Below are 21,178 nucleotides of genomic sequence, written 5' to 3' on the forward strand. Positions count from 1 at the left end.
GGCGATTCACTACAGTAGGAATACAAATCCATTCTTCAATGCTGCATATGCAACAGAAACCCGCCGCGTCGGTTTGGGTGCTTGCAGGTCAAGCAAAATGGTGAAAGACATGACGATGAAAACCACGGTTCGCAGCGCGCTTCGGTTCACAGGTGCCGCCGGTCCTGCAGCCGCCCTGGTTGCCACATTGCTCATTGGCAACGCACACGCGGCAACGCCGAACACGACGCCCGAGATCGGGTTCGTGCAAGTCAATCCCGATATCAAGCTAAGGCGTCTGGTTGTGCACAATGCGCGCGCTAAAGGCACGGTCTTGTTTCTGCACGGATTTCCTGAAACGCTCTACGCGTGGAAAGACGTGGCGTCTTCCCTGGGCCAGGACTATGAGGTTCACGCTTTCGACTGGCCCGGCTATGGCGAATCGTCTCGTCCCGGCGTGGACAAGTTTTCCTATGCGCCCAGGGACTATGCCAAGGTGCTGGTGGATTACATCTCCACGACCGGAATCGATAAGCAGCGGCTGGTGATCTACGCGACCGATATCGGGGCGCTGCCCGCCCTGATGGCTGCCGTCAATGAGCCAGCCATCGCCAGACGGATCATTGTTGGCGACTTTGCACCGTTCAACCGTCCGCAGTTCATGCAGGAGCGACTGCAGGGGCTCAAGGATCCCGCCACCGCGGATGCTGTGCATGCGGCGTTCAACCGGACCCGCGACGAGATCCTGCAGAACGCATTCACGCGTGGGCTTCCCGAGTCCTCACACTATGAAGTCTCGCCGGAGTTCAAGGCAGACATGGCCCGTGGATGGCAGAACGGTGAACTGACCTCTGCTGACGCGTTCTATCAGTACTACACCCGGTTCACACGCGACCAGGACGATTTCGAAGCGAACCTGGCCAAGTTGAAAACGCACGTCACGGTGATCTGGGGCGAGAAGGACATCTACATTCGCAAGGAGATGGGCGAGGAGCTGGCAAGCCGCGCGCATCTGAATCTGAAGCTGTTGCCCGGCATCGGCCATTACCCGCATCTCCAGGACAAGGCCGCGACAATTTCAGAGGTGCGCGCCGCATTCGACGCGGAGTAGGCGAGGCCGCTCCAGCATCACTCACACGCGATGAATCGTTGCGGATGCAGCCAGCCGGCCCCGCACGAATCGCTTGCTCGCTTCGAAAGACAATCAAGGAAAGTGAAATGAATATCGTCCGAATCACGATGGGTGCCCTGGTCGTCGCCAGCCTTGCCGCGCATCTCCACAGCGCGCAGGCACAGACGCCTGAAGTCCATCGAACCGATCTGGCCAGCCACGACCTTAGCGTCCCGGGTCGGGAAGGCATTCAGGTCCGCGTGGATTTCGACCGCGGCGCGTTCGCACCGAAACACTCGCACCCCGGCGAAGAGATCGCCCACGTGCTGCAGGGGACACTTGAATACCGGCTTGCCGACCAACAGCCGGTCAGGCTCAACGCGGGCGAGTCGTTATTCATTCCCGCAGGCACGCCACATTCAGCTAGGAACGTCGGCACAGGGCAGGCGTCAGAACTCGCGACCTATATCGTCACGAAGGGCGCCCCACTCGTCGTGCCTGGCAAGTAGGGGGAGGGCAGCGGGCGCGCGAAGTACCACAACCCCGGACCGCATGGCGAAACGCGCCGCTGGTGTGCGGCGGCCGCCGGGCCCGCGCGACGCGGAGGCCTTGCCAAGATGTGAGTGACTGGATGATTATTTGCCGAGTATGGCCTTATTGCGGGCGTCGATGATCTCGGCCGTTTGCGCCGTCGCACCCTCGCCGGCTTCCAGACGCACGTCGCGCAAGCCAAGCGTGCGCGGACCCACGCGCAGGCTGACCGGTTCGACCGGCTTGCCGGTGCTGTCCTCGACGAGGCGGATGGGCTTTCGCGAGCTGCACCATTCGTCGCCCCATTGCATTAGCCCCACGATGATCGGATAAAGGGCCTCTCCCTTTTCCGTCAGTCGGTACTCGGTGCGCCGTTCGCTGCCCTCCGCCACCACCTTCACCAGCACTCCATGCTCGAGCAGCGTGTTCAGTCGCGTGGTCAGCACGTTTCGCGCGATCCCGAGGCGTTGCTGGAAGTCGTCAAAACGAGTCGTCCCCAACGTGCACTCACGCACGATGAGCAGGCTCCACCATTCGCCGATTTGCTCGAGGGCGCCTGCCACGGAGCAGTTCATTCCTGTGAAAGTTTTACGGTGCATAAGCGCAATCATAGATGATTAAGTTGCATCATGCAACTTAATGCGCTATCGTAAGTTTCATCAAGAAACTTACGCGGGCTGTGGTCCTGCAATTCCCTCAATAGGCGGCCGGGTGTGCCGCGAAGGACTCTCACATGGATAGACGTCTTATCGTCCTCGCCAGCGGCATGTTCGCGATTGGCACGGACAGCTTCGTTGTTGCCGGCGTTCTGTCGCAGGTCTCGGCCTCGCTCGGCGTATCCGTGGCGCTGGCCGGGCAGATGGTCACGCTGTATGCGATGAGCTATGCGCTGCTGTCGCCCGTGATCGCCGCGGCGGCAGCCCACTGGCCGCGCAAGCGGTTGCTGCTCGCCGGGCTCGCCGTGTTCGTGGTGGGCAATGTGGTGACCGCCCTGGCGCCGAACATCGAATTGGTGCTGGCCAGCCGGCTGATCGCGGGCCTCGGCGCGGCGATGTTCAGTCCGACCGCGACCGCCACAGGGGCGTCGTTGGTGCCGCCAGAGCAGCGTGGACGGGCGCTTGCCATCGTGATCGGTGGGCTGTCCAGCGCGACGGCTTTAGGCGCGCCGCTGGGCACCTTCATCGGCGGTGCGCTGGACTGGCGGGCGACGATGTGGTTCGTGGCCGCCGTCGGCACGTTGGCCGGGCTGGGCGTGGCCTGGCGCCTGCCGGAGATCCCGACGCCGCCGGCCATCAGTCTGTCGCGCCGGCTCGCACCGCTGGCGGACACTCGCGTGCTGCTGACGCTGCTGACCACCTGGATGGTTTATGCGGGCCTCTTCCTCGTCTACACCTACATCGCCCTGAGCTTCGACCGCGCCACTGGTGGCGACTCACGCGTGCTGGCGGCCTTATTGCTGCTGTGGGGTGTGGCGGCGACCGCCGGCAATCTCGCCGCCGGCCGCCTGACCGATCGCTACGGCAGCCGCCGCATCATCAACGTTGCCATCGCCGCCCTGGTCATCGACTTCGCGCTGTTGCCCCTGACGTCGGCATCTCTGGCGAGCGCCGTTCCCGCACTCATTGTTTGGGGCGTGTGCGGCTGGGGTGTGCTGGTCCCGCAGCAGCACCGGCTCATCAGTATCACGCCGGCTGCCGCGCCGCTGTTGTTGGGGCTGAATTCGGCGGCAATCTACATCGGCGTATCGATGTCAGGCGTCATCGGCGGCGCGGCTATCGCCTGGTTCGACCGTCATGCCCTCGGCCTCGTGGGTGCGGTCTTTCTGGTAGTGGCGCTGTTTGTCGCCGAATGGGCGCGACAGCGGATCGCCCGGCCGGAAGTGCGACCGACCGGCGTGGGCGGCGCCACGTCCGGTTCGGCGCGCTGAAGCTGAGGAGCGAACCCCGACAGGCGCGCGGCGCGTGAGTGGATCGAATCACGGATGAATCAATCGATGGATTGGGCAGCAGAGCATGGCAGACAGAAAAGCCGGGCCGCTAGGCGGCGGTGGCTATTGGCAGGTGCGGTACTGGTCGTGACGACTGGCACGCTGGTCGCAACGATGGCATTGAAGGACACGCGTGCGGCAACAGCCCCGGCGGCGTCCGCGCCCGAGGTCTTGGTGAAGACACTGGCGCCCGAGAACGTGCGCGTCTGGGCCAACTTCTCTGGCCGCCTCAATGCGGTGGACGAAGCGCTGGTCCGGCCCGAAGTGGGCGGAAAAATCGTGGAAGTCCGCGTGCGCGACGGGCAAACGGTGAAGGCGGGCGATGTGATGTTCGTCATTGACCCGCGTCCCTACGAGGCCGCCGTGGCCCGTGCCCGCGCCGAACTGGCGTCGACCCGAGCGCGTGCCGAATTCGCAGCCGCCGAGCGTGAGCGTGCCAAGGGCCTGATCGACGCCGAGGCGATCCCGCTGAGCCTGCACGACCAGCGCACCAACGAAGACCGCATGGCCAAGGCGGCCGTCCTGGCGGCCGAAGCCGCGTTGCGCCAGGCCGAGATCAATCTCGACTATGCCTACGTCAAGGCGCCAATTGCCGGCCGCATCAGCCGGGCGGAAGTCACCCTCGGCAACCTGGTCCAGCCCGGCGCGAATGCGCCCGTGCTGACCCGCATCGTGTCGAATGACGGCATCTATGCCGACTTCGACGTCGACGAACAGGCCTACGTCCAGTCTATCCGCCGCCATGCCGAGACCCAGAATAAGGAGCAGCACATCCCGGTGGAAATGCGCGTGCAGGGCGATATGGAGCGCATCTACCAGGGCGTGATCTACACGATCGACAACAAGATCGACACCCGCAGCGGCACGATCCGCGCGCGGGCGAAGTTCGAGAACCGCGACCGGGCGCTCGTCCCGGGCATGTTCGTCTCGATCGGGCTGGCCGGCAGTGGCGACACGTCGGCCCTGGTGGTGCCGGACGTGGCCGTCGGCAGCGACCAGAGCAAGAAGTTCGTGTACGTGGTTGGCCAGGACAACAAGGTGGCCTATCGGGAAGTCGCGCTCGGCACGGGGCTCGACGGCAGGCATGTGGTCGCGAGCGGCCTCAAGCCAGGCGAGCGCGTGATCGCGCGCGGGCTGCAGTTCGCGAAGCCCGATGCGACAGTTACGCCGAAGGAACTGGCTGAAGACGAAGTGAAGACCGCCGCCTCGACGGCACCACGCGGGGCGGAGTAGTCGCATGAATCTGTCTAAGTTCTTTGTCGACCGGCCCAACTTCGCGGCGGTCATCTCAATCCTTATCTTCCTTGCCGGTGTGCTGGCCATTCCGAAGCTGCCGATTTCCGAATACCCGGAAGTCGTGCCGCCGTCGGTGGTCGTGCGCGCGCAGTTCCCCGGCGCAAATCCCAAGGTCATCGCCGAAACCGTGGCCACGCCGCTGGAGGAGCAGATCAACGGCGTCGAGAACATGCTGTACATGTCCTCGCAGGCTGCCAGCGACGGCGTGCTGACGCTGACGGTCACGTTCAAGCTTGGCACGGACCCCGACCTCGCCGCGCGACTGGTGCAGAACCGCGTCAACGAAGCGCTCCCGCGCCTGCCCGAGGTGACCCGGCAGCTCGGCGTCAGCACGGTCAAGAGTTCGCTGGACCTGACGATGGTCGTCCGCCTCATCTCGCCGTCGGACCGCTATGACAATCTTTACCTGCGCAACTACGCGCTGCTGAACGTCAAGGACGAACTGTCCAGGATTCCCGGCATCGGCCAGATCAAGCTGTACGGTTCGGGCAACTATGCGATGCGCGTCTGGCTCAATCCGCAGGAGATCGCCGAGCGCAACATGACCCCCGACGAGGTCGTGGCCGCGATCCGCAAGCAGAACATCCAGGTGGCGGCTGGCGTAGTGGGCGGGCCGCCGTACAAGGACAACGTCGAGATCCAGTTGCCCGTGAACGTGCAGGGCCGCCTGGCCGACCTGGACCAGTTCGAGAACATCATCGTCAAGCGCGAGGGGGGCGTGGTCACTTACCTCAGGGACGTAGCGCGCGTGGAGATGGGCGCGAGCGAGTACGCCCTGCGCGCGCTCCTCGACAACCAGCAGGCGCTGGCGCTGGTGATCTTCTAGACCCCGGGCGCGAACGCTATCGACATCTCGAACAACGTCCGCGCCAAGATGGCCGAACTGAACAAGCACTTCCCCGATGGCCTGGAGTACCGCATTGCCTATGACCCGACGACGTTCGTACACGATTCGATCAAGGCGGTTATCCATACGCTGCTCGAAGCCATCGTGCTGGTGGTGATTGTCTTCCTGCAGACCTGGCGCGCGGGGCACCCGCCTACTCCACCGGACAGGCGCAGGCGGCAATCACGCGCATCCTGAATGACACGCTGCCGGGCGACATGGCCTTTGAATGGACCGAGTTGGCCTACCAGCAGATCCTGGCCGGCAACACTGCGCTGATCGTGTTCCCCATCTGCATTCTGCTGGTGTTCCTTGTGCTGACCGCGCAGTACGAAAGCCCGTTCGTGCCGCTGGCCATCATCCTGATCGTCCCGATGTGCCTGTTCTCGGCCATCGCGGGGGTCTGGCTGACCGGCGGGGAGAACAACCTCTTCACGCAGATAGGGTTCTTTGTGCTGATAGGACTGGCCTGCAAGAACGCGATCCTGATATGCGAGTTTGCCCGAGAACTGGAAATGCAGGGCAAGGACACGCTTGCGGCAGCCATCGAGGCTGCGCACCTGCGCCTGCGGCCGATCCTGATGACGTCGATCGCCTTCATCATGGGGGTGCTGCCGCTGGTGCTGTCACATGGTGCCGGCGCCGAGATACGCCACGCCATGGGAGTGGCCGTGTTCTTCGGCATGATCGGCGTCACGTTCTTTGGCCTGTTCCTGACGCCGGTCTTATATGTCCTGATCCGGAACCTGGAAAAGCGCATCACGCGGAAGGAAAGGGTGCAGAAGCATGTTGAAGCTTGAGCGATTGGCTGCCTCGGTCCTTGCTGCCGCTGCGGCTGTCGTAGCCGGTTGCACGAGCCCGGTAGGGCCGCAAAGCTCCGGTGTCGACGTCGCGCCGCGCTGGCAGACACTGGCGCCCGCGCAGGCGGACGCCGACCTAGTCGTCAGCCACGACGATGCACAGGTCGACCAGCAATGGTGGTCGCATTTCCACGACGCCGCGCTGGAGGCGCTGATCCGTGAGGCGATTGCCGGAAACAAGTCGCTGGGAATTGCGCGGGCACGGGTAGAAGAGGCGCGGGCAGCGCGGCTGCAGGCGCAATCTGCGCTGGCCCCGGAGGTAACCGCCGTGGCGAGCAGCGAGCGCGGAAATCGCGGGCTGCTGACCAACGACAAGTCGGTCACGGTGAACCAGGTGGCCCTATCGGCGGCATGGGAACTGGACCTGTTTGGCCGCAACCAGGCCCGCACGGCACAAGCGACAGCGATCCTCCAATCGACCGAAGCCAGCGAGCAGGCCGTGCGCGTGGCGCTGCTGGCGGAGGTGGCGCGCACCTACTTCGAGTTGCGCAACCTGGACCGGCAGATCGAACTGACGACCAGCAACCTGGAGACGCAGCGCAGGACGCTGAAGCTGGTGGAAGCCCAGCTGCGCGGCGCGCTGGTGAGCAACTTGGACGTGCAGCGCGCGGCCGCGCAGACTTCGACGACCGAGTCGCGCGTGCCGTCGCTCCGGGCTGCGCGGGACGCCGCGGCTAACCGGCTGTCCGCGCTACTCGGTCGGACGCCGGGCAACCTGAAGGAGGTGGCCGCAGCGCCGCAGCCGCCGCTCGACGGGCGTATCGTGGTTTCGGCCCCGGCCTCAGTGATCGCCACGCGGCCGGATGTGCGGGTGGCGGAGCGACGCTTCGTCGCTTCGATCTCCGCACGAAAGGCGGCGGTCGCAGAACTGTTCCCGAAGATTTCGCTAAGCGCGCTGTTCGGCGTGCAGGACGCCACGCCGTTCTCGTCAACGCCGTGGGGGATCGGCATCGGGCTGGTGCAGCCGGTGCTGAATTTCGGTCGCATCCGCTCACAGATTGACGCTGCCGATGCGCGGCAGACGCAAGCCTTCCTGGCATACCAGCAGGCAGTGCTCGATGCACTGGAGGACATGGAAAGCGCGATGTCGGCCTACCTGAACGAGCAGTGAAACACGTTGCTCGCAGCGGGCGTGGCCCAGAATCGGCGCGCGGCCGAACTGGCGCGAGCGCAGTACCGTTTCGGTTATGTGGGCTTGCTGGACGTGTTGGTGGCCGAACGTGATCTTCTCGACGCAGAGTCGCGACGGGCTACGTCCGATGCGAGCCTGCGGACGAACCTCGTGCGAATTTTCGCTGCTGCGGGCGGTGGTTGGGAGGTTGAAGAAGATACCCACTAAACTCGTTGCGCCAGCGGTCACCGTTCCGTGCTGGGTAGAAACGGCGCTCTATTGGAATGGCATCTAAGCCAACCCATAGAGCTCGGATGAAGTCGCCGACTTAGAATTTGCTAGCTCACTTGGACATGTCGCAGGCATCGACATTCTTCAGCGTCATGGTCAGCTTGCTTCCCTTGGTTACAGAAATGGTCTGTCCATAGCTGACTGTCGGCATGAACTGAATGTCAGGTGCCACAGCCACCGGCGGGTCCTTCGCGCCATCGATGGTCAGGTCGAGCTCCACGGTGACCGAGTCAAAGGAGCCCTGCTTTCTTGCCTCAGCATCTTTCTTGAATGCGCACAGTCCGGCGGCGACTTGTTGCAGGGCGGTGGGGATATCAACCGGTTTGCCTGGCGGAATTGGCGCCGTGTTACACCCGGCAACGATCAGCGCGGCGAAAGCTGGAAGCAAAGGGAGGTGGGTGCACATCAGGATTCCCCAGCGGCACAGTAGGGAGATAAGTCTGCATCGGCCTCTCGCCCGCTTCCGTTCACTTTCGAACCGACATCCATGGATGCGCCCGTGTCAGGACCGCGCCTGCGATTCCAGCGGGGCTGAACCGCGGCCCGAAGGCAAAGGAGCAGCGGCTTTGCCTCCCGCGCGAGATCAGCGGCGTCCGTTCCGCGTCGTCGTTCCTGGTCAACCTGAATATCGGATTGCGCGTGGGGAAGGGCGTGCTGCTCTTTGCCGTGGTGCTAGCGAGCTAGCCCAAGGCCGTACTCGACCCGTTGCTGCCGTTAAGCTTCGAACTTCCGACGGCAGCAATGCCGCGATTGCGGACGTTAAAACGAAGAAGTCCCTCGCGCGATAGCGTTATTTCGTCTGCTTGGTTTAATTGACGCGCTGCAAAAGGGCGGGTAACTTCGACGTGTACAACCGTACGAAATACGGTCCGTACAAACCGAAGCTGGTAGTGCGAGCTTACGGCACGATACGGATCGATTGGTAACGTACAAAAAGGGACCCAGCATGTCCGCTCGCTCAGCATCGTTAAGCATTGTTTTTGTCCTCAGCACAGTACTGTCGGCTTGTGCAACGACCACAACTGATGACAATGTCGCAAAAGAGCAGGTTGCCGCGGCGACGCGCGCCTGGATCGACGCGATGAGCAGCCACAATCAGGAACAAGTTCTCGCACTGTACGACCCCGAGGCCGTGCTGTGGGGCACCACGTCTCCCACGATTCGTGACAATCCTGAGAGCGTTCGCGAGTATTTCAATTTCCTGCGTACGGCGCCTCCCTATTACAAGGGAATCCTTGGTGAGCAACGTATCCGTGTGCATGATGACATGGCCATCAACACCGGCACATATACCTTCGTTGGACCGGCCGTCGACGCGGCTGGTAAGCCGGTGAGTCGTCCTGCGCGATTCAGTTTTGTCTATCGGTATCGCAACGGGCGATGGCTGATTGTGGATCATCACTCGTCCGCAGTACCAGCACCTGCTGCGCCAACAAAGTAAACCGCCTAGCCACTTTGACAAATGGCGGCGAGCGGCTTCTTCCCGTGTATTGCTGCCGCTGGCAGCGCGAACATCACCGGCAGCAACTGGCCGGGAAGAGCCCGATTGTCGCGGCGATCCTACAAGCTGGCGCCAGTCAGGATGTGGGATATGCCTTCCCGAGATCCCAGCGTGATTGCCAATGCTCGATGTACTGGCGTGAAACTTCCGGCATGTCTCGAATGACGACCACATTCTCGGAGTTGACGGTCTCGGCGGACGGCGCGAAATTGAAGGAGCCCGTTTCGACCGTGTTGCCGTCGACGATAGTCGTCTTGTCGTGATGGATGTGGAAATCGTCGTTGGTCCGCAGTTCCACACCGTTACGGGTCACGAAGCCCATGGCTGCTTTGTGTTCCAGATGTGCCAACGGAGCGTGGCATGCTCCGTATTCTGGTGCCCGTACATCTGGCTCAATCCTGAGCCCCATACCGTCAGAGTTCATGGGTATTGCTACCGAGCAGATATTTTTCAATGCGAGAATCGGGAAAAAACCATATGCCAGCCATCAAGGTCAGTATGAAAAACGAAGCTACGCTGCTGAAAAAACTGGCCAGGATCGCTAATGCGTAGATAGGGATGGAGAGCTTCCCTTTGAGGTCGTTTCCGATGGCTTGCCCAAGTGCGGAATGTTCGCCGTCATACTTGATGATGAGTCTCGTGAGCAGTGAGTAAGAGACGGCGCACATGAACAGGACAAATGCATACATTGCCGTCGGTGTCTGCGCGAAGGCAGACTTTCCGGTCCAGGTGGTGGTGAATGGAATCATGCTTAGCCAAAACAGCAAGTGGAGGTTCGCCCACATAATTTTGCCGTTAATTCCACGGGCAACTTTAAACAGGTGATGATGGTTGTTCCAGTATATTCCGACGTAAACAAAACTTAGTACATAGCCGAAAAAATTAGAGGAATTATTAAGGATGTCTTTAAGCGAAAAGCCTTCCGGAACCTGTAGTTGAAACAACATGAGTGTCAAGCTTACGGAAATGACACCATCGCTGAATGATTCAAGCCTGTTTGTGCTGATGCTCATGATGTCATTCACTCATCTGAATTGGTTGCGAAATGCCATGCGCGCCATATATGCGACGGGAAGTATAAATGGAAGGACACTCCAGAATCCGATCGTCACATAGAGGGATGCACCCAGGAAAGCCCCGATCACAAAGCCGATCACAACACTTGCGCTTTTGAGAAGATCCTGGAAATTGGTGCGTGTCCTGGCACGCAGGTAATTCGACAGATCGATACCCAACTGGGTGGTGTTCCCGGTCATCATGGTGCTGGGGCTGATGTACTTGATCAGTGTCTTGCTGGCAGTATTTCGGACGGCAAGTGCGACAAGGCCGAGGCCTCCAGTCAAAGCAAGGCCCGCGCCATCCGGATTATCGAACGGTTCGAGATACAGGCCGGCGACCATGAAACCCAGCAAGAAGGTCGCTTCAGCAATAAACAGCCAACCTAAGGTCTGGTGGGTCTGGTGGGTCCGCTGGTTGCGGTCAATCAGCATTTTGCTGATGATGACAGTGACAATGAAGAGTGGTATGGCGCCGAGCTTAATCCATAAGCCGGCCCCACCTTTGACGAATGCCGCTCCCGCGAGCACGAGGTTTCCGGTGACGTGTGCGGTGAAGAAGCCCAGCAGCGCAATAAAGCCAATCGTGTCGATGGCGCCGCCCACAATAGTAAGAAGGATTGGTGCTTTGCATATTTCCCAGAGACTGGGGTTTTCGTTTGTTTCTGTATTGTCTGATGCGTTGACGTTTGCGCTCATGGTTGAGATCCATCCTGTAGCAGGGGCATGCCCGCGGGGGAAGGCCCCCGCGGAGGGGGCGATCATGCGATCAGTGCGTTGGCGACGATCGCTGCCGCCGCTACGCTGGACGTGCTGATGGCCAGCCAGCATCCCAGCAGGAGGGCGCCGTTGGCTACGCTTCGACCTGGAATCATCTTGTGCGCTCCGAGGGATGACTGGTGGCAGACATGCATCAGCGCTCGACGACCGGCGCGTGCACGGGAGCCAGCGATTCGTGCGTGGTTGCCGTGCGTGGCGCGGCCTTGTGGACCATCGTATAGGCATAGTCGACCCCCATGCCATAGGCGCCCGAGTGTTCCTTGGCCACGGCCATCACATCGTCGTACGTTTCGCGGTTCTTCCAGTCGCGTTGCCATTCCAGCATGACCTGTTGCCAGGTCACGGGCACCACGCCTGCCTGGACCATGCGCTGCATGGCGTAGTCATGGGCTTCCTTGGTCGTGCCGCCCGATGCGTCGGCCACCATATAGATCTCGTAGTCGCCCTCAAGCATCGCGCACAACGCGAAGGTAGTGTTGCAGACCTCGGTCCACAGGCCGGCCACGACGATCTTCTTGCGGCCATTGGCGGCCAGCGCGTCGCGCACCTTCTGGTCGTCCCAGGAGTTCATCGAGGTGCGTTCGAGCGTTTTCTTGCCGGGGAAGACGTCGAGCAGTTCGGGGTAGGTATAGCCGGAGAATGAATCGCTTTCGACCGTGGTAATGGTGGTCGGCACATCGAAGATCTTCGCTGCCTTGGCCAGGCCCACGACGTTGTTCTTCATGGTCTGGCGGTCCATCGACTGCACACCAAAAGCCATCTGGGGTTGGTGGTCGATGATGATCAGTTGGCTGTTGCGCGGGGTCAGGACTTCCAGTTTGGCGTTCGACATGGTGCTCTCTCAGATGAAATTTATTCAATGATTCTGGGTTCTTTGCGTGGCGACGCTTTGTCCGCTCTGTTGCGTTGTCGCGCCGTCAATGTGAAGAACTATAACGAAGGAAAGTGCGGAAACAGCCAGCCTGAATTGTAAATATAGTTCAAAAAATTTGATGATCTGTGGATGTGAGATCCTGGCTCCGGTGAGCGGTTTGATTCCTGGAACTCGCGAGCGTGGCGGCTCCGATAACTTGGAGTCGATTGAAGATGACCGCTAGCGGCGTGGCACCAAACGAACCAATCAAAGTCGGTCAAGTTAGCATTCGGTACCGGATTGATCTTCGCCCGCCCTCCAACCTTCTTCCGAAGCTACTCAGGCGCCATCTGCGGGTCGTGCGGCCCCCATGGAGATGCCGTAATATTCCGAGGGACCCGGACACACTGGGTCCTGGCGGCAACGAAACTCGACCTTCCCTTCCTGCGGGCCGCCACCACGCCGAACCCGTTCCTGACCTAGTCCAATGTGCAAGTTTCGACATGACCACACTCTTCGCCGCAAGAGCGGCCTGCCTTGGCGAGTGGGGGGGGCAGGGAGAGAGCGACACGCCTGCGGCAGGGCCTACCGCACTCTGATGCTGCTTCTACTTGCGGGACTCAGTGCCTGCGGGTCGCTTCCTCACAATGCTCCGCGCAATCTGCCTCAGGCCGCGGCTGGCAGCGCATCCGCGGCCTTGCGCGAACCCACCGACATCGCCGGCCAGACAACCGTCGCCATGTCGTTCTCTGGCGGTGGCACGCGAGCCGCAGCCTTCGCCTTCGGCGCTCTGCAGGGGCTCGACGCCATGAGAAGTCCTGGGGGCGCGTCCCTGCTCGACGACATCGCGTTCATCAGCAGCGTGTCCGGAGGCTCCATCACCGCGGCGTACTACGGTCTGCACGGCAAGGACAGCCTGGCGACCTTTCGATCAGTGCTCTTGAAGGACGGAGAGGCGGGACTTCGCTTCAGTCTGCTGAATCCGGTCAACCTTGCGCGCCTCTTCGCGGGGGGCCTCAACGATCGGGAAGATCTCCGGACATGGCTCGACGAAGACGTGTTCAAGGGCGCGACGTACGCCGACATGTTCCGCCGCGGCAAGCCAATCGTTTGGATCAACGCCACAAACGTCTACTACCGGGTCGCGTTCCCGTTCAGCCAGCTGGCATTCGATGCGCTATGCAGTGATCTCGCGAGCTTTCCCGTTTCCGAGGCCGTCGCCGCATCCATGGCGGTCCCGCTCTTCTTCGCACCGATCGTCCTTCAAAAATATCCCGAGGCTTGTAGTGCACCGCTGCCGAGCCTTGACCACGTCCAGAGGCCTGGGCAATCGCTGCTGCTTGGCGCGTTGGCAACCGCCGTTCGCGGTCACCGGGACACTTCAAAGGGAAAGTACATCAAGCTGGTCGACGGCGGGGTGACCGACAACTACGGCCTGGCCACCATTTTGCAAACGCGTCTGCTGCTGGGCACGGCTTACGGTCCCATGAGCGAGAACGACGCGATCAATGTGCGGCGGCTGCTTTTCATCGTTGTTGACGCCGGTCAGGGCCCGCGCGGCGATTGGAACCGAAGCCAGGGTGGCCCATCCGGAATCGAAGTCGCCAGCGCGGCCATCGACGCGGCAATGGCGACCAACGTTCGAATGAGCTATGACGCCTTCGTTCCCATGATGCGGCAGTGGCGCGACGACCTCGTGGCGTATCGGTGTGGGATGCCGCATTCCCGGCAGCAGGAGATCGCTGCACGCCGCCCAGGCTGGCGGTGCGATGAAGTCGAATTCTTCGTCACGCGGATCTCGTTTGAGGCCCTCGACAAGGAGCGTGCTGCAAGTCTGAACGATCTGCCGACCAGACTTCGTCTGCCCGAGAAGGACGTCGATCGCCTGATCGAGGCGGGAAGGGATGCCATCCTTGGCAACCCGGTGATCCGTGAGTTCGAGCGCGAATCGACCGAGGCGCGATAGTCCCGCGGCACGCGGCGTGGGTGAGGCCGCGTTCTTGCTGCTCGGCCGCGGCGCTCTGGCGGAGGTGTCCGGCATGGCGAGAACGCCCGATATTCCGTTCATGCCAGCCGTCCTCCGTGCACCGGTGCACCGCCCACCGACATGTCGGCGCACAGAATCGTCCCGGTGGTCGACTCGGTCATGAATAGCGTGGTGCCCTCGGTGCCGCCAAAGCACAGATTGGTCAGCGATGTGCCGCCGGGGCTACGAATCACCTCCACAGGCTCGGCGCGATGGTTGAGCACCCAGACATAACCAAGTCCAGGATTCGCCACCAGCAGATGGCCATCCGATCTCATTGCCAGACCGTCGGGGCCGCTCGGGCCGTAAGAGGTAAAGAACTGCCCGACCTTGCTGACCGAACCGTCGGCCTGCAACGGCACGCGCCATACGCTGTTCCCGCGGGTCATCGCGACGAACAGCACCTTCTCGTCAGGCGAGAGGACGACACCGTTCGGGCTCGGTGCGTTGTCCAGCAGGACGTCCAGCTTGCCGTCGGGCGTCAGCCGATAGACGCGGCCGGTCGGATCGTGCAAGCCGGTCTGGCCCTGGTCAGTGAAGTAGAGATTGCCCTGCGAATCGAAGGTCAGGTCGTTGACGCCTCGGAAGCGTTCCGAATTCCTACGCTCAAGAAACGGGGTTACGGTTCCCGACTTTGCATACAGACGCACCAGGCCGTTGCGATAGTCAGTGATCAGGAAATCACCGCTGACCAGGCGCTTCATGCCATTCGGTTCACCGTCGTACTCGGCAACAAGCTCCCAGTCGCCCTGCATCGAAACACGGAAAATGCGACCGTAGGGGATGTCCGTCACCCAGAGATTGCCATCGGCCCAGACCGGCCCCTCCAGGAATGAGTCGATCGTCGCCCCGCCGCGATTGGCATGCGCCCACGCGTTGTCGGGGTCGTGCCGACGGAACGACTCCGGAAGCCGCGTGAGCACCTGTGCATCGCGTACGGCCGGTTGCTGAAGTAGGAACATCGCCGCTCCTGGTTATTGCTTCTCAATATGCGCCTTTTGCGCAACCGTTGCCCATTGTGCGGTTTCGCGCTGAATCAACTGCGCGAACGCGGGGCTGTCCAGGTTGCCTGGCTGCGACCCCATCTGCGCAAGGAACGTCTTCATGTCGGGCGCCTGGAGCGCCTTCTGGATTTCCGTTTGCAGGCGCGTAATGACATCGTTCGGCGTGCCCTTTGGCGCGGCAAGGCCTGACCAGTTGAACAGGCTGAAGTTGGGTACACCAGCTTCAGCGAACGTAGGGACGCTCGGGAACACATCCACCCTGGTCTTTCCACTGATGCCCAGCAGACGCATCTGATTACCCTTGACCGGCGCCAGCGCGGTCGGGGTCGACACGACCAGCAGATCCACGCTACCGGACAGCAGCCCGACCATGGCCTCACCAGCCCCCTTGTACGGCACATGCATCAGCTTGATACCTGCGGCCTGTTGGAACGCCTCGGCAGCAAAATGCGGCGAACTACCGGGGCCGCCGGTGCCAAACGTCACCTCTCCCGGATGCGCCTTGGCATAGCTGACGAGGGAAGCCAGGTCCTTGAAGCGCGAATCGGCCTTGACGCCAAGCACCACCGGCGAAAATGCGAACGGCGCGATAGGGACCAGAGCTGTTTGATGGTCCCAGTTCAGCTTCTTGAAGACATAGGGGAGCGTGGTATAGGAGTTGTCGTTCGCCAGAAGCGTGTAGCCATCGGCGGGTGCGTTGACAACCTGGGACGTGCCGATCGTGCCGGACGCGCCCGGCTTGTTCTCCACGACGAAGCTCTGCCCCGTCTGCACGGTGAGCTTCTGTGCGACCTTGCGCGTCACGACGTCGACGGCGCCGCCGGGAGGATTCGGCACGATGATGCGGACCGGTTTGTCCGGGTACGCCGCCACTGCGGACAGGCTGACAAGCAGCGTCGTTGCTGCCACCAGGCAGCCAATTGTTCGAGAAAGCACCTTTGTCTCCTTGTGCTGCGGGAGAGACCTAACCGTCCGTCGGGTCCTCCCGCGACACTTCTGTTCTAGTTGATGACGCAGCCGTGCGTCGGTCAGGCCGGCGTAGCCACGCCTTGCAGCACCGCCAGGACGTTCTTTGCTGCCCCAACGCCCATGTTCACGTACGCCGCGTTGCTGACGCCGCCGATGTGCGGCGACAGGATCAGGTTGGGAATGTCGCGGAACGGATGCGGCACGGGCATCGGTTCCACGGCAAAGCTGTCCAGGCCAGCGGCATACAGTTTGCCGCTCTGCAGGGCTTCGGCCAGTGCAGGCTCGTCGATGAGTCCGCCTCGTGCCGTATTGACGAGGATCGCGCCGTCCTTGAACGTCGCCAGTGTTTCACGGTTCAGCATGCCACGGTTCTCTTCCGTCAATGGGCAGTGCAGCGACACCACGTCCGATTCCCTGAACAGCCGAGGCAGGTCGACAAGCGTTACGCCTTCCGGGACCGTCGTCGCATAAGGATCGAAAGCGGTGACATGCATGCCCATCGCCACACCAATCACGGCGGCGCGTCGGCCGATCTCTCCGAGCCCCACGATACCGAGCGTGCAACCGTTCAGTTCGACGGCCTTGTAAGTTGCTTTGTCCCAATGACATTGGCGCATGCGATCGTTGAGATGTGGAACAGCTTTGGCGCACGCAAGGATCAGCGCCCAGGCATGTTCAGCCACGGCGGCGGCATTGGCCCCGGCCGCGGCGGCCACCGTGATGCCGCGCGCCTGCGCGGCGGCTTTATCGATGGTGTCAGTTCCGGTGCCGTGTTTCGAAATCACTTTCAAGGCTGGTGCGGCGTCCATGACTTCAGCGGTTATGCTGCCGTAGCGCACGATAATGCCGACCGGGTTGTGCTCCTTTGCCAGTGCTGCAATATCGGCGGTCTGGGGCGTTTTCCCCGCGAATACGATCTCATGGTCATCCAACAGCGCGAGGGCTTCCGGCGCGAGGTCGGCACCCGTGACGATAATGACTTGCTTGTTCGTCACAGTGCTTCTCCCTGCTTCAGGACGCCCGCCGTCACCAGCGATGCCAGCAGCCAGGGCGCGGTGGTATTGCCTTCCTTGATCTGGGCAATGCGCTGGGCTTCTGCGTCTTCCTTCTTTGCCGCGGCATCGAGCAAGGCTTCGATCTTCTCGCGCTCCACCACTACCAGGCCATCGGCATCGCCGCAGATGTAGTCGCCGGGGTTCACCGTGACGCCACCAACAGAAATGGGGTGTCCAATGCGCCCGCCAACTTCCTTGGTGGGGCCGTTAGGGTTCGTGCCCACCGAAAAGACCGGGAACTGCATTTCCTCCAGCTCGAGGCTGTCGCGGACCGCGCCGTCGATGACGACACCAGCAAGGCCGCGCTGGCGAGCGGCATGCATCATGATCGTTCCCATCAGCGCAGAGGTCTGGTCACCTTTGCCGTCGACGACCAGAACATCGCCCGGCTGCGCCAGCGCCAGCGCTGCGTGGATCATCAGATTATCACCGGGGCGAACCTCGACAGTGAAGGCGGGCCCGGCGACTTTCATGCTCGGGCGCAAGGCCCTGATCCGGCCATGCAACGCACCGCGGCGTCCGCCGACATCGGACAGGATCGCCGGTTGGAACTTGGCAGCCCGCGCCACGATCTCGGCAGGCACGCGCTCAAACGATTTGATGATGTTGGGCAAGGTCATGATGGACTCCAGGCAATATGAAATAGATGGGTAGATAAGGGCGTCAATCCAGCTTCGTGCCGGAGGCCTTGATGACCGATGCCCAGCGTCCGATGTCCTGCTTGATCAGCGCACTGAACGCCTCAGGCGTGCCAGTCAGCACCGATGCACCTTGCTCGTCCAGCTTGGTGGCAAGCGCCGGAGACTTGAGCGCCTTGTTGAACTCGATATTCAGGCGCACCACGATGTCCTTCGGTGTCGCGGCAGGCGCGACGAAGCCGAACCAGGTCGCGGTATCAAAGCCGGGATAGCCCAACTCGGCCACGGTCGGCACCTGAGGCAGGTCCTGCAAACGCTTGGGAGACGTCACCGCGAGCGGCCGCATCCGGTTGTTCTTGATATGCCCGAGCAACGTAGGCACCGAGGCCATGTAGAGATCGACTTGTCCGCCCATCAGGTCGTTGACCGCCTGCGCTGCGCCCTTGTAAGGGACATGGGTGAACTTCACCTTCGCGGTCGTTTGAAGCAGCTCACCGCCAAGGTGCGCCACCGTTCCGTTGCCCGGAGAGGCGAAGTTGATGGCGCCGGGCTTTGCCTTGCCCGCCTGGATCACGTCCTTCAGCGTCTTGTAAGGCGAATTGACATGGGTCACCAGCACGAGCGGCGCGGATGCCACCAGGCTGATGGGTGTCAGATCCTTCAGTGGGTCATATGGCAACCGTTCATACAGCGAGGGATTGATGGCAAGGTTGCTGGTCTGCCCCATGACGATGGTGTAGCCATCGGCCGGCGCCTTGGCTGCCGCGTCCACCCCGAGGTTGCCACCGGACCCTGGCTTGTTCTCCACCACAAAGACCCAGCCGGTCGACTTGGCAACCGTATTGGTGACTTCTCGCGCAATGATGTCCGTGCCCCCGCCGGCGGGAAAAGGCACGATGACCCGGATGGGCTTGGTGGGGTACTGCGGCGCGGCTTGGGTCGTGGCGGACGCCAGAACCAGACCTGTTGCAAGCACGAATATGCAGCGACGGGAAATTGCCTTCATTACTGTCTCCGAATCTCGGTTTCGTTGTGATTCGGATTGTGATCGACCGTTTCACGGCATACAATGGCGTTTCATACTGTGCACCCCGTTTCGTTCTATGAATGCGAATAGTGACCCAAAGGGCGCTTCAAGGGGCGACGATGGCGCTGGGGGCGTCATTGCGGTCACCCGCGCCCTGCGCGTACTCGAAGCGTTCGGGGTGAACGACCCCCAGCTCTCACTTGCCGAACTGAGCCGGCGGACCGGCATCCACAAGACCACCGTGCTGCGGCTGGCGCGCACGCTGGCGGCGGACAACTATCTGGTGCAGAAGGAAGACGGCAACTGGCGGCTCGGCCGCGCAGCAGGGTGGCTGGGCGCGTGCTACCAGGCAACCTTCAACGTTCAGGAAGTGGTGGAGCCGGTGCTGCGGGAGCTGACGATCAAGACCGGCGAAAGCGCTTCGTTCTACGTCCGGGAGGGACAACAGCGAACCTGCCTCGTCCGGGTCGAAGGACCGCAGGCCATCCGGCATCACGTCAGGATCGGGGCGGCACTGCCGCTGGACAGCGGTTCGCCAGGCCGCGTCATCCTGGCGTTCTCAGGCGAGCCGGGCGAGCTTTATGAAATGATCCGCCGCCGTGGATTTCATCTGTCGCTTGGCGAGCGCGAGGCCGAAGTCTCGAGTGTGTCTGCACCGGTGTTCGGATTGCACTGGCGGCTGCTTGGCTCCATGTGTATTTCAGGACCGACTTCCCGGCTAAGCGAAGAGCGTTTGCTGGAGCTGGCACAGACAGTCGTCGACGCGGCGAACAAGCTTTCGTATGCCATGGCAGGCAGTCAACGGCCTGCGATGCAAATTGAAAGGCCGTCGACCTGGCACCCTTGATATTGCAGATGTGGGGCATGAAGAGCCGATAGAAATCGTAGATGACCTCTGTCAGTCGCGAGCCGGTCGTCGCTTTTCGACCCGTTGCCGCCGCTCAGGCCTCCGTGACGGCAAAGTCCGCTTTCATAGCCTAGCCGCCGTTCAAGCGGGGACGCGTTAGTCGATGCGGCGGAACTCTGCTCTTACCCTGTTCGGCTGCCACATACTGGTGAACAGCGACCAATTGCCCAAGTGGTCCTCGTCCATGACGGTCTGGCATCGGGGCGTCGATCAGCAGCCCCATCTTCGTCCACGACTCGTCATTTCAGATTCACGCCCTGTCCGGGTATTTGGTGCGAAAGCGCGCCAGCAGGCTGGGCAGGTGCGTGCTGGTAGAAATGGTGACCTTCGGCGGTCAGCGCCACGCCTTGGGGCAGGCACGCGAACAGGCGCACCGCCAGATGCTGCTCGAGTGTCAGCACCGCATTGGGGATGGCCGATTGCGACACATGCTCGGTGGTGGCCGCCTTCGAAAACTGCCTGGTCTCGGCGGCTGCGGCGAAGTAGCGGAACTGCAGCAGCGTAGTCTCGTCGGCGATCCTTTCCGGTGCCTCGCGAGACCTGGCCATGTCCATCCCTCCGCTATATGTTTTGTGGATATCAGGTTTTGGAATTTTTGATTTTACGATGGCGCGGGCGCTTCCTACACTCCTCCGGACAAAAGAAGCATGCGGAGACAGACATCGTGAATACCCCACTATCGCCAACCTGCGCGAATCCCTGGCCGCGGCCAGCCTGGACGACAAGGACACCCTCAAAAGAGGCCGCGTCTACTTGAGCGGCACCCAGGCGCTGGGGCGACTGCCACTGCGGCAATAGGCCCGCGACCGGGCCGCGGGATTGAATACCGCCGGCTTTATTCCGGGTACCGGAGCTCGCCGCTGGGCGGGCTCCATGACGGCCGTCTGCTGGCGCGGCTGAAGGGCTTGCGCGACACCGCCTTCGGTATATTCGGCAGGCCTACCGAACGGCGCGCAGAGCGGCAACTGATTGCCGAGTATCTCGCCACGGTGGAGGAGCTTGCGCAGTCCCTGAGCGACGGCAAACTTGACACTGCTGTCGCAATGGCTTCACTACCAGACGATATTCGCAGTTTCGGCCATGTGAAGGAGGTCAATATGCAGAAGACGGCGCAGCGGCGGACGGCGTTGCTGGGCCAATTTCGCAGTGGCGCGTTGAGTGCTGCTGCCTGACTCCGGCCGCAGCAGAACAGTTTCCTGTGGCAGGATCGAGCGCGTCCGGCTTGGCGGTGGTGGGGCTTGCGAAGGCGCGCCGCTCTTTGGCAAGTAGCACTCCACCCTTGTAAGGCACCCGCCCCGGCGACACTACCGC

The 21,178-nt window shown here is 61.8% G+C and carries 19 protein-coding genes and 5 pseudogenes; 12 read left to right on the plus strand and 12 right to left on the minus strand.

The window, feature by feature from the left end; all coding sequences use genetic code 11:
• Positions 1–109: 109 nt before the first annotated feature.
• Positions 110–1,090 (plus strand): alpha/beta fold hydrolase, encoded by a 981-nt coding sequence (locus CNE_RS19945; protein WP_148271643.1) that lies wholly within the window; start codon positions 110–112, stop codon positions 1,088–1,090.
• A gap of 107 nt (positions 1,091–1,197) precedes the next feature.
• Complete coding sequence (locus tag CNE_RS19950; RefSeq protein WP_041228537.1) at positions 1,198–1,599, plus strand: cupin domain-containing protein; 402 nt, start codon at positions 1,198–1,200, stop codon at positions 1,597–1,599.
• Between the two features lie 126 nt (positions 1,600–1,725).
• On the opposite strand, the gene CNE_RS19955 is transcribed toward CNE_RS19950, so the two are convergent.
• On the minus strand, positions 1,726–2,184 hold the full coding sequence (locus CNE_RS19955) for a winged helix-turn-helix transcriptional regulator (RefSeq protein WP_238553114.1): 459 nt from the start codon (positions 2,182–2,184) through the stop codon (positions 1,726–1,728).
• Positions 2,185–2,354: 170 nt separating this feature from the next.
• Between CNE_RS19955 and CNE_RS19960 the strand changes: the two genes are divergently transcribed.
• The 5 genes and pseudogenes from CNE_RS19960 to CNE_RS19975 all read left to right on the plus strand — a co-directional run bounded on the left by CNE_RS19960 (position 2,355) and on the right by CNE_RS19975 (position 7,989).
• The gene (locus CNE_RS19960; RefSeq protein ID WP_013952082.1) at positions 2,355–3,548 is read left to right on the plus strand and encodes an MFS transporter; all 1,194 of its coding nucleotides are present in this window, start codon (positions 2,355–2,357) and stop codon (positions 3,546–3,548) included.
• A 54-nt stretch (positions 3,549–3,602) separates the two neighbouring features.
• Positions 3,603–4,841 (plus strand): efflux RND transporter periplasmic adaptor subunit, encoded by a 1,239-nt coding sequence (locus tag CNE_RS19965; protein WP_013952083.1) that lies wholly within the window; start codon positions 3,603–3,605, stop codon positions 4,839–4,841.
• A 4-nt stretch (positions 4,842–4,845) separates the two neighbouring features.
• Positions 4,846–5,946 (plus strand): annotated as a pseudogene (locus CNE_RS43085) (efflux RND transporter permease subunit); the annotation flags it as partial.
• Between the two features lie 2 nt (positions 5,947–5,948).
• Positions 5,949–6,590, plus strand: a pseudogene (locus CNE_RS43090) (efflux RND transporter permease subunit); the annotation flags it as partial.
• Positions 6,577–7,989 (plus strand): annotated as a pseudogene (locus CNE_RS19975) (efflux transporter outer membrane subunit). The pseudogenes CNE_RS43090 and CNE_RS19975, both read left to right, overlap by 14 nt.
• Before the next feature lie 115 nt (positions 7,990–8,104).
• Here the strand turns inward: CNE_RS19975 and CNE_RS19980 are convergent.
• Positions 8,105–8,458, minus strand: a complete 354-nt coding sequence (locus tag CNE_RS19980) for a hypothetical protein (protein WP_013952088.1) — start codon at positions 8,456–8,458, stop codon at positions 8,105–8,107.
• A 540-nt stretch (positions 8,459–8,998) separates the two neighbouring features.
• On the opposite strand from CNE_RS19980, the gene CNE_RS39330 reads away from it, so the two are divergent.
• Entirely contained in the window at positions 8,999–9,493 is a 495-nt protein-coding gene (locus CNE_RS39330) for an SgcJ/EcaC family oxidoreductase (RefSeq protein WP_013952089.1), read from the plus strand.
• 136 nt (positions 9,494–9,629) lie between these two features.
• Here the strand turns inward: CNE_RS39330 and CNE_RS19985 are convergent, their stop codons facing one another.
• From CNE_RS19985 to CNE_RS20005, 4 genes are all read right to left on the minus strand, one after another.
• The gene (locus CNE_RS19985; RefSeq protein WP_013952090.1) at positions 9,630–9,977 is read right to left on the minus strand and encodes a phospholipase D-like domain-containing protein; all 348 of its coding nucleotides are present in this window, start codon (positions 9,975–9,977) and stop codon (positions 9,630–9,632) included.
• Complete coding sequence (locus CNE_RS19990) at positions 9,967–10,566, minus strand: TMEM175 family protein (protein WP_013952091.1); 600 nt, start codon at positions 10,564–10,566, stop codon at positions 9,967–9,969. The genes CNE_RS19985 and CNE_RS19990 overlap by 11 nt, the downstream gene beginning before the upstream one ends.
• Positions 10,567–10,578: 12 nt before the next feature.
• Positions 10,579–11,307, minus strand: a complete 729-nt coding sequence (locus CNE_RS19995) for a YoaK family protein (RefSeq protein WP_013952092.1) — start codon at positions 11,305–11,307, stop codon at positions 10,579–10,581.
• Between the two features lie 214 nt (positions 11,308–11,521).
• Positions 11,522–12,220: a hydrolase gene (locus tag CNE_RS20005; RefSeq protein ID WP_013952093.1), complete on the minus strand. Its 699-nt coding sequence runs from the start codon at positions 12,218–12,220 to the stop codon at positions 11,522–11,524.
• Positions 12,221–12,938: 718 nt separating this feature from the next.
• On the opposite strand from CNE_RS20005, the gene CNE_RS20010 reads away from it, so the two are divergent.
• Positions 12,939–14,207: a patatin-like phospholipase family protein gene (locus CNE_RS20010; protein ID WP_049800632.1), complete on the plus strand. Its 1,269-nt coding sequence runs from the start codon at positions 12,939–12,941 to the stop codon at positions 14,205–14,207.
• A 98-nt stretch (positions 14,208–14,305) separates the two neighbouring features.
• On the opposite strand, the gene CNE_RS20015 is transcribed toward CNE_RS20010, so the two are convergent.
• The 5 genes from CNE_RS20015 to CNE_RS20035 all read right to left on the minus strand — a co-directional run bounded on the left by CNE_RS20015 (position 14,306) and on the right by CNE_RS20035 (position 18,939).
• Entirely contained in the window at positions 14,306–15,229 is a 924-nt protein-coding gene (locus CNE_RS20015; protein WP_013952095.1) for an SMP-30/gluconolactonase/LRE family protein, read from the minus strand.
• A 12-nt stretch (positions 15,230–15,241) separates the two neighbouring features.
• On the minus strand, positions 15,242–16,207 hold the full coding sequence (locus CNE_RS20020; RefSeq protein WP_013952096.1) for a Bug family tripartite tricarboxylate transporter substrate binding protein: 966 nt from the start codon (positions 16,205–16,207) through the stop codon (positions 15,242–15,244).
• A gap of 92 nt (positions 16,208–16,299) precedes the next feature.
• A complete protein-coding gene (locus tag CNE_RS20025) occupies positions 16,300–17,235 on the minus strand; it encodes a hydroxyacid dehydrogenase (protein ID WP_013952097.1) in 936 nt (311 codons plus the stop codon).
• Positions 17,232–17,915 (minus strand): RraA family protein, encoded by a 684-nt coding sequence (locus CNE_RS20030; protein ID WP_013952098.1) that lies wholly within the window; start codon positions 17,913–17,915, stop codon positions 17,232–17,234. Before CNE_RS20030 ends, CNE_RS20025 begins: the two co-directional genes overlap by 4 nt.
• A 43-nt stretch (positions 17,916–17,958) precedes the next feature.
• Positions 17,959–18,939 (minus strand): Bug family tripartite tricarboxylate transporter substrate binding protein, encoded by a 981-nt coding sequence (locus CNE_RS20035; RefSeq protein WP_013952099.1) that lies wholly within the window; start codon positions 18,937–18,939, stop codon positions 17,959–17,961.
• 97 nt (positions 18,940–19,036) lie between these two features.
• On the opposite strand from CNE_RS20035, the gene CNE_RS20040 reads away from it, so the two are divergent.
• The gene (locus tag CNE_RS20040) at positions 19,037–19,807 is read left to right on the plus strand and encodes an IclR family transcriptional regulator (RefSeq protein WP_013952100.1); all 771 of its coding nucleotides are present in this window, start codon (positions 19,037–19,039) and stop codon (positions 19,805–19,807) included.
• Between the two features lie 362 nt (positions 19,808–20,169).
• Here the strand turns inward: CNE_RS20040 and CNE_RS20045 are convergent.
• A pseudogene (locus CNE_RS20045) lies at positions 20,170–20,415 on the minus strand (LysR family transcriptional regulator); the annotation flags it as partial.
• 116 nt (positions 20,416–20,531) lie between these two features.
• Between CNE_RS20045 and CNE_RS43095 the strand changes: the two are divergent.
• Positions 20,532–20,739 (plus strand): annotated as a pseudogene (locus CNE_RS43095) (hypothetical protein); the annotation flags it as partial.
• A gap of 33 nt (positions 20,740–20,772) precedes the next feature.
• Complete coding sequence (locus CNE_RS20050; protein ID WP_013952103.1) at positions 20,773–21,039, plus strand: DUF6537 domain-containing protein; 267 nt, start codon at positions 20,773–20,775, stop codon at positions 21,037–21,039.
• Positions 21,040–21,178: the final 139 nt, after the last annotated feature.

The sequence above is a fragment of the Cupriavidus necator N-1 genome (genome assembly GCF_000219215.1).
Taxonomy (GTDB): Bacteria; Pseudomonadota; Gammaproteobacteria; order Burkholderiales; family Burkholderiaceae; genus Cupriavidus; species Cupriavidus necator.

Excerpts from the sequence above, each read along its gene's own strand:
- CNE_RS19945 (WP_148271643.1), top strand. The coding sequence starts at position 110 with ATGACGATGAAAACCACGGTTCGCAGCGCGCTTCGGTTCACAGGTGCC.
- CNE_RS19950 (WP_041228537.1), top strand. The coding sequence starts at position 1,198 with ATGAATATCGTCCGAATCACGATGGGTGCCCTGGTCGTCGCCAGCCTT.
- CNE_RS19960 (WP_013952082.1), top strand. The coding sequence starts at position 2,355 with ATGGATAGACGTCTTATCGTCCTCGCCAGCGGCATGTTCGCGATTGGC.
- CNE_RS19965 (WP_013952083.1), top strand. The coding sequence starts at position 3,603 with ATGAATCAATCGATGGATTGGGCAGCAGAGCATGGCAGACAGAAAAGC.
- CNE_RS19980 (WP_013952088.1), bottom strand. The coding sequence starts at position 8,458 with ATGTGCACCCACCTCCCTTTGCTTCCAGCTTTCGCCGCGCTGATCGTT.
- CNE_RS39330 (WP_013952089.1), top strand. The coding sequence starts at position 8,999 with ATGTCCGCTCGCTCAGCATCGTTAAGCATTGTTTTTGTCCTCAGCACA.
- CNE_RS19985 (WP_013952090.1), bottom strand. The coding sequence starts at position 9,977 with ATGAACTCTGACGGTATGGGGCTCAGGATTGAGCCAGATGTACGGGCA.
- CNE_RS19990 (WP_013952091.1), bottom strand. The coding sequence starts at position 10,566 with ATGAGCATCAGCACAAACAGGCTTGAATCATTCAGCGATGGTGTCATT.
- CNE_RS19995 (WP_013952092.1), bottom strand. The coding sequence starts at position 11,307 with ATGAGCGCAAACGTCAACGCATCAGACAATACAGAAACAAACGAAAAC.
- CNE_RS20005 (WP_013952093.1), bottom strand. The coding sequence starts at position 12,220 with ATGTCGAACGCCAAACTGGAAGTCCTGACCCCGCGCAACAGCCAACTG.
- CNE_RS20015 (WP_013952095.1), bottom strand. The coding sequence starts at position 15,229 with ATGTTCCTACTTCAGCAACCGGCCGTACGCGATGCACAGGTGCTCACG.
- CNE_RS20030 (WP_013952098.1), bottom strand. The coding sequence starts at position 17,915 with ATGACCTTGCCCAACATCATCAAATCGTTTGAGCGCGTGCCTGCCGAG.
- CNE_RS20035 (WP_013952099.1), bottom strand. The coding sequence starts at position 18,939 with ATGAAGGCAATTTCCCGTCGCTGCATATTCGTGCTTGCAACAGGTCTG.
- CNE_RS20040 (WP_013952100.1), top strand. The coding sequence starts at position 19,037 with ATGAATGCGAATAGTGACCCAAAGGGCGCTTCAAGGGGCGACGATGGC.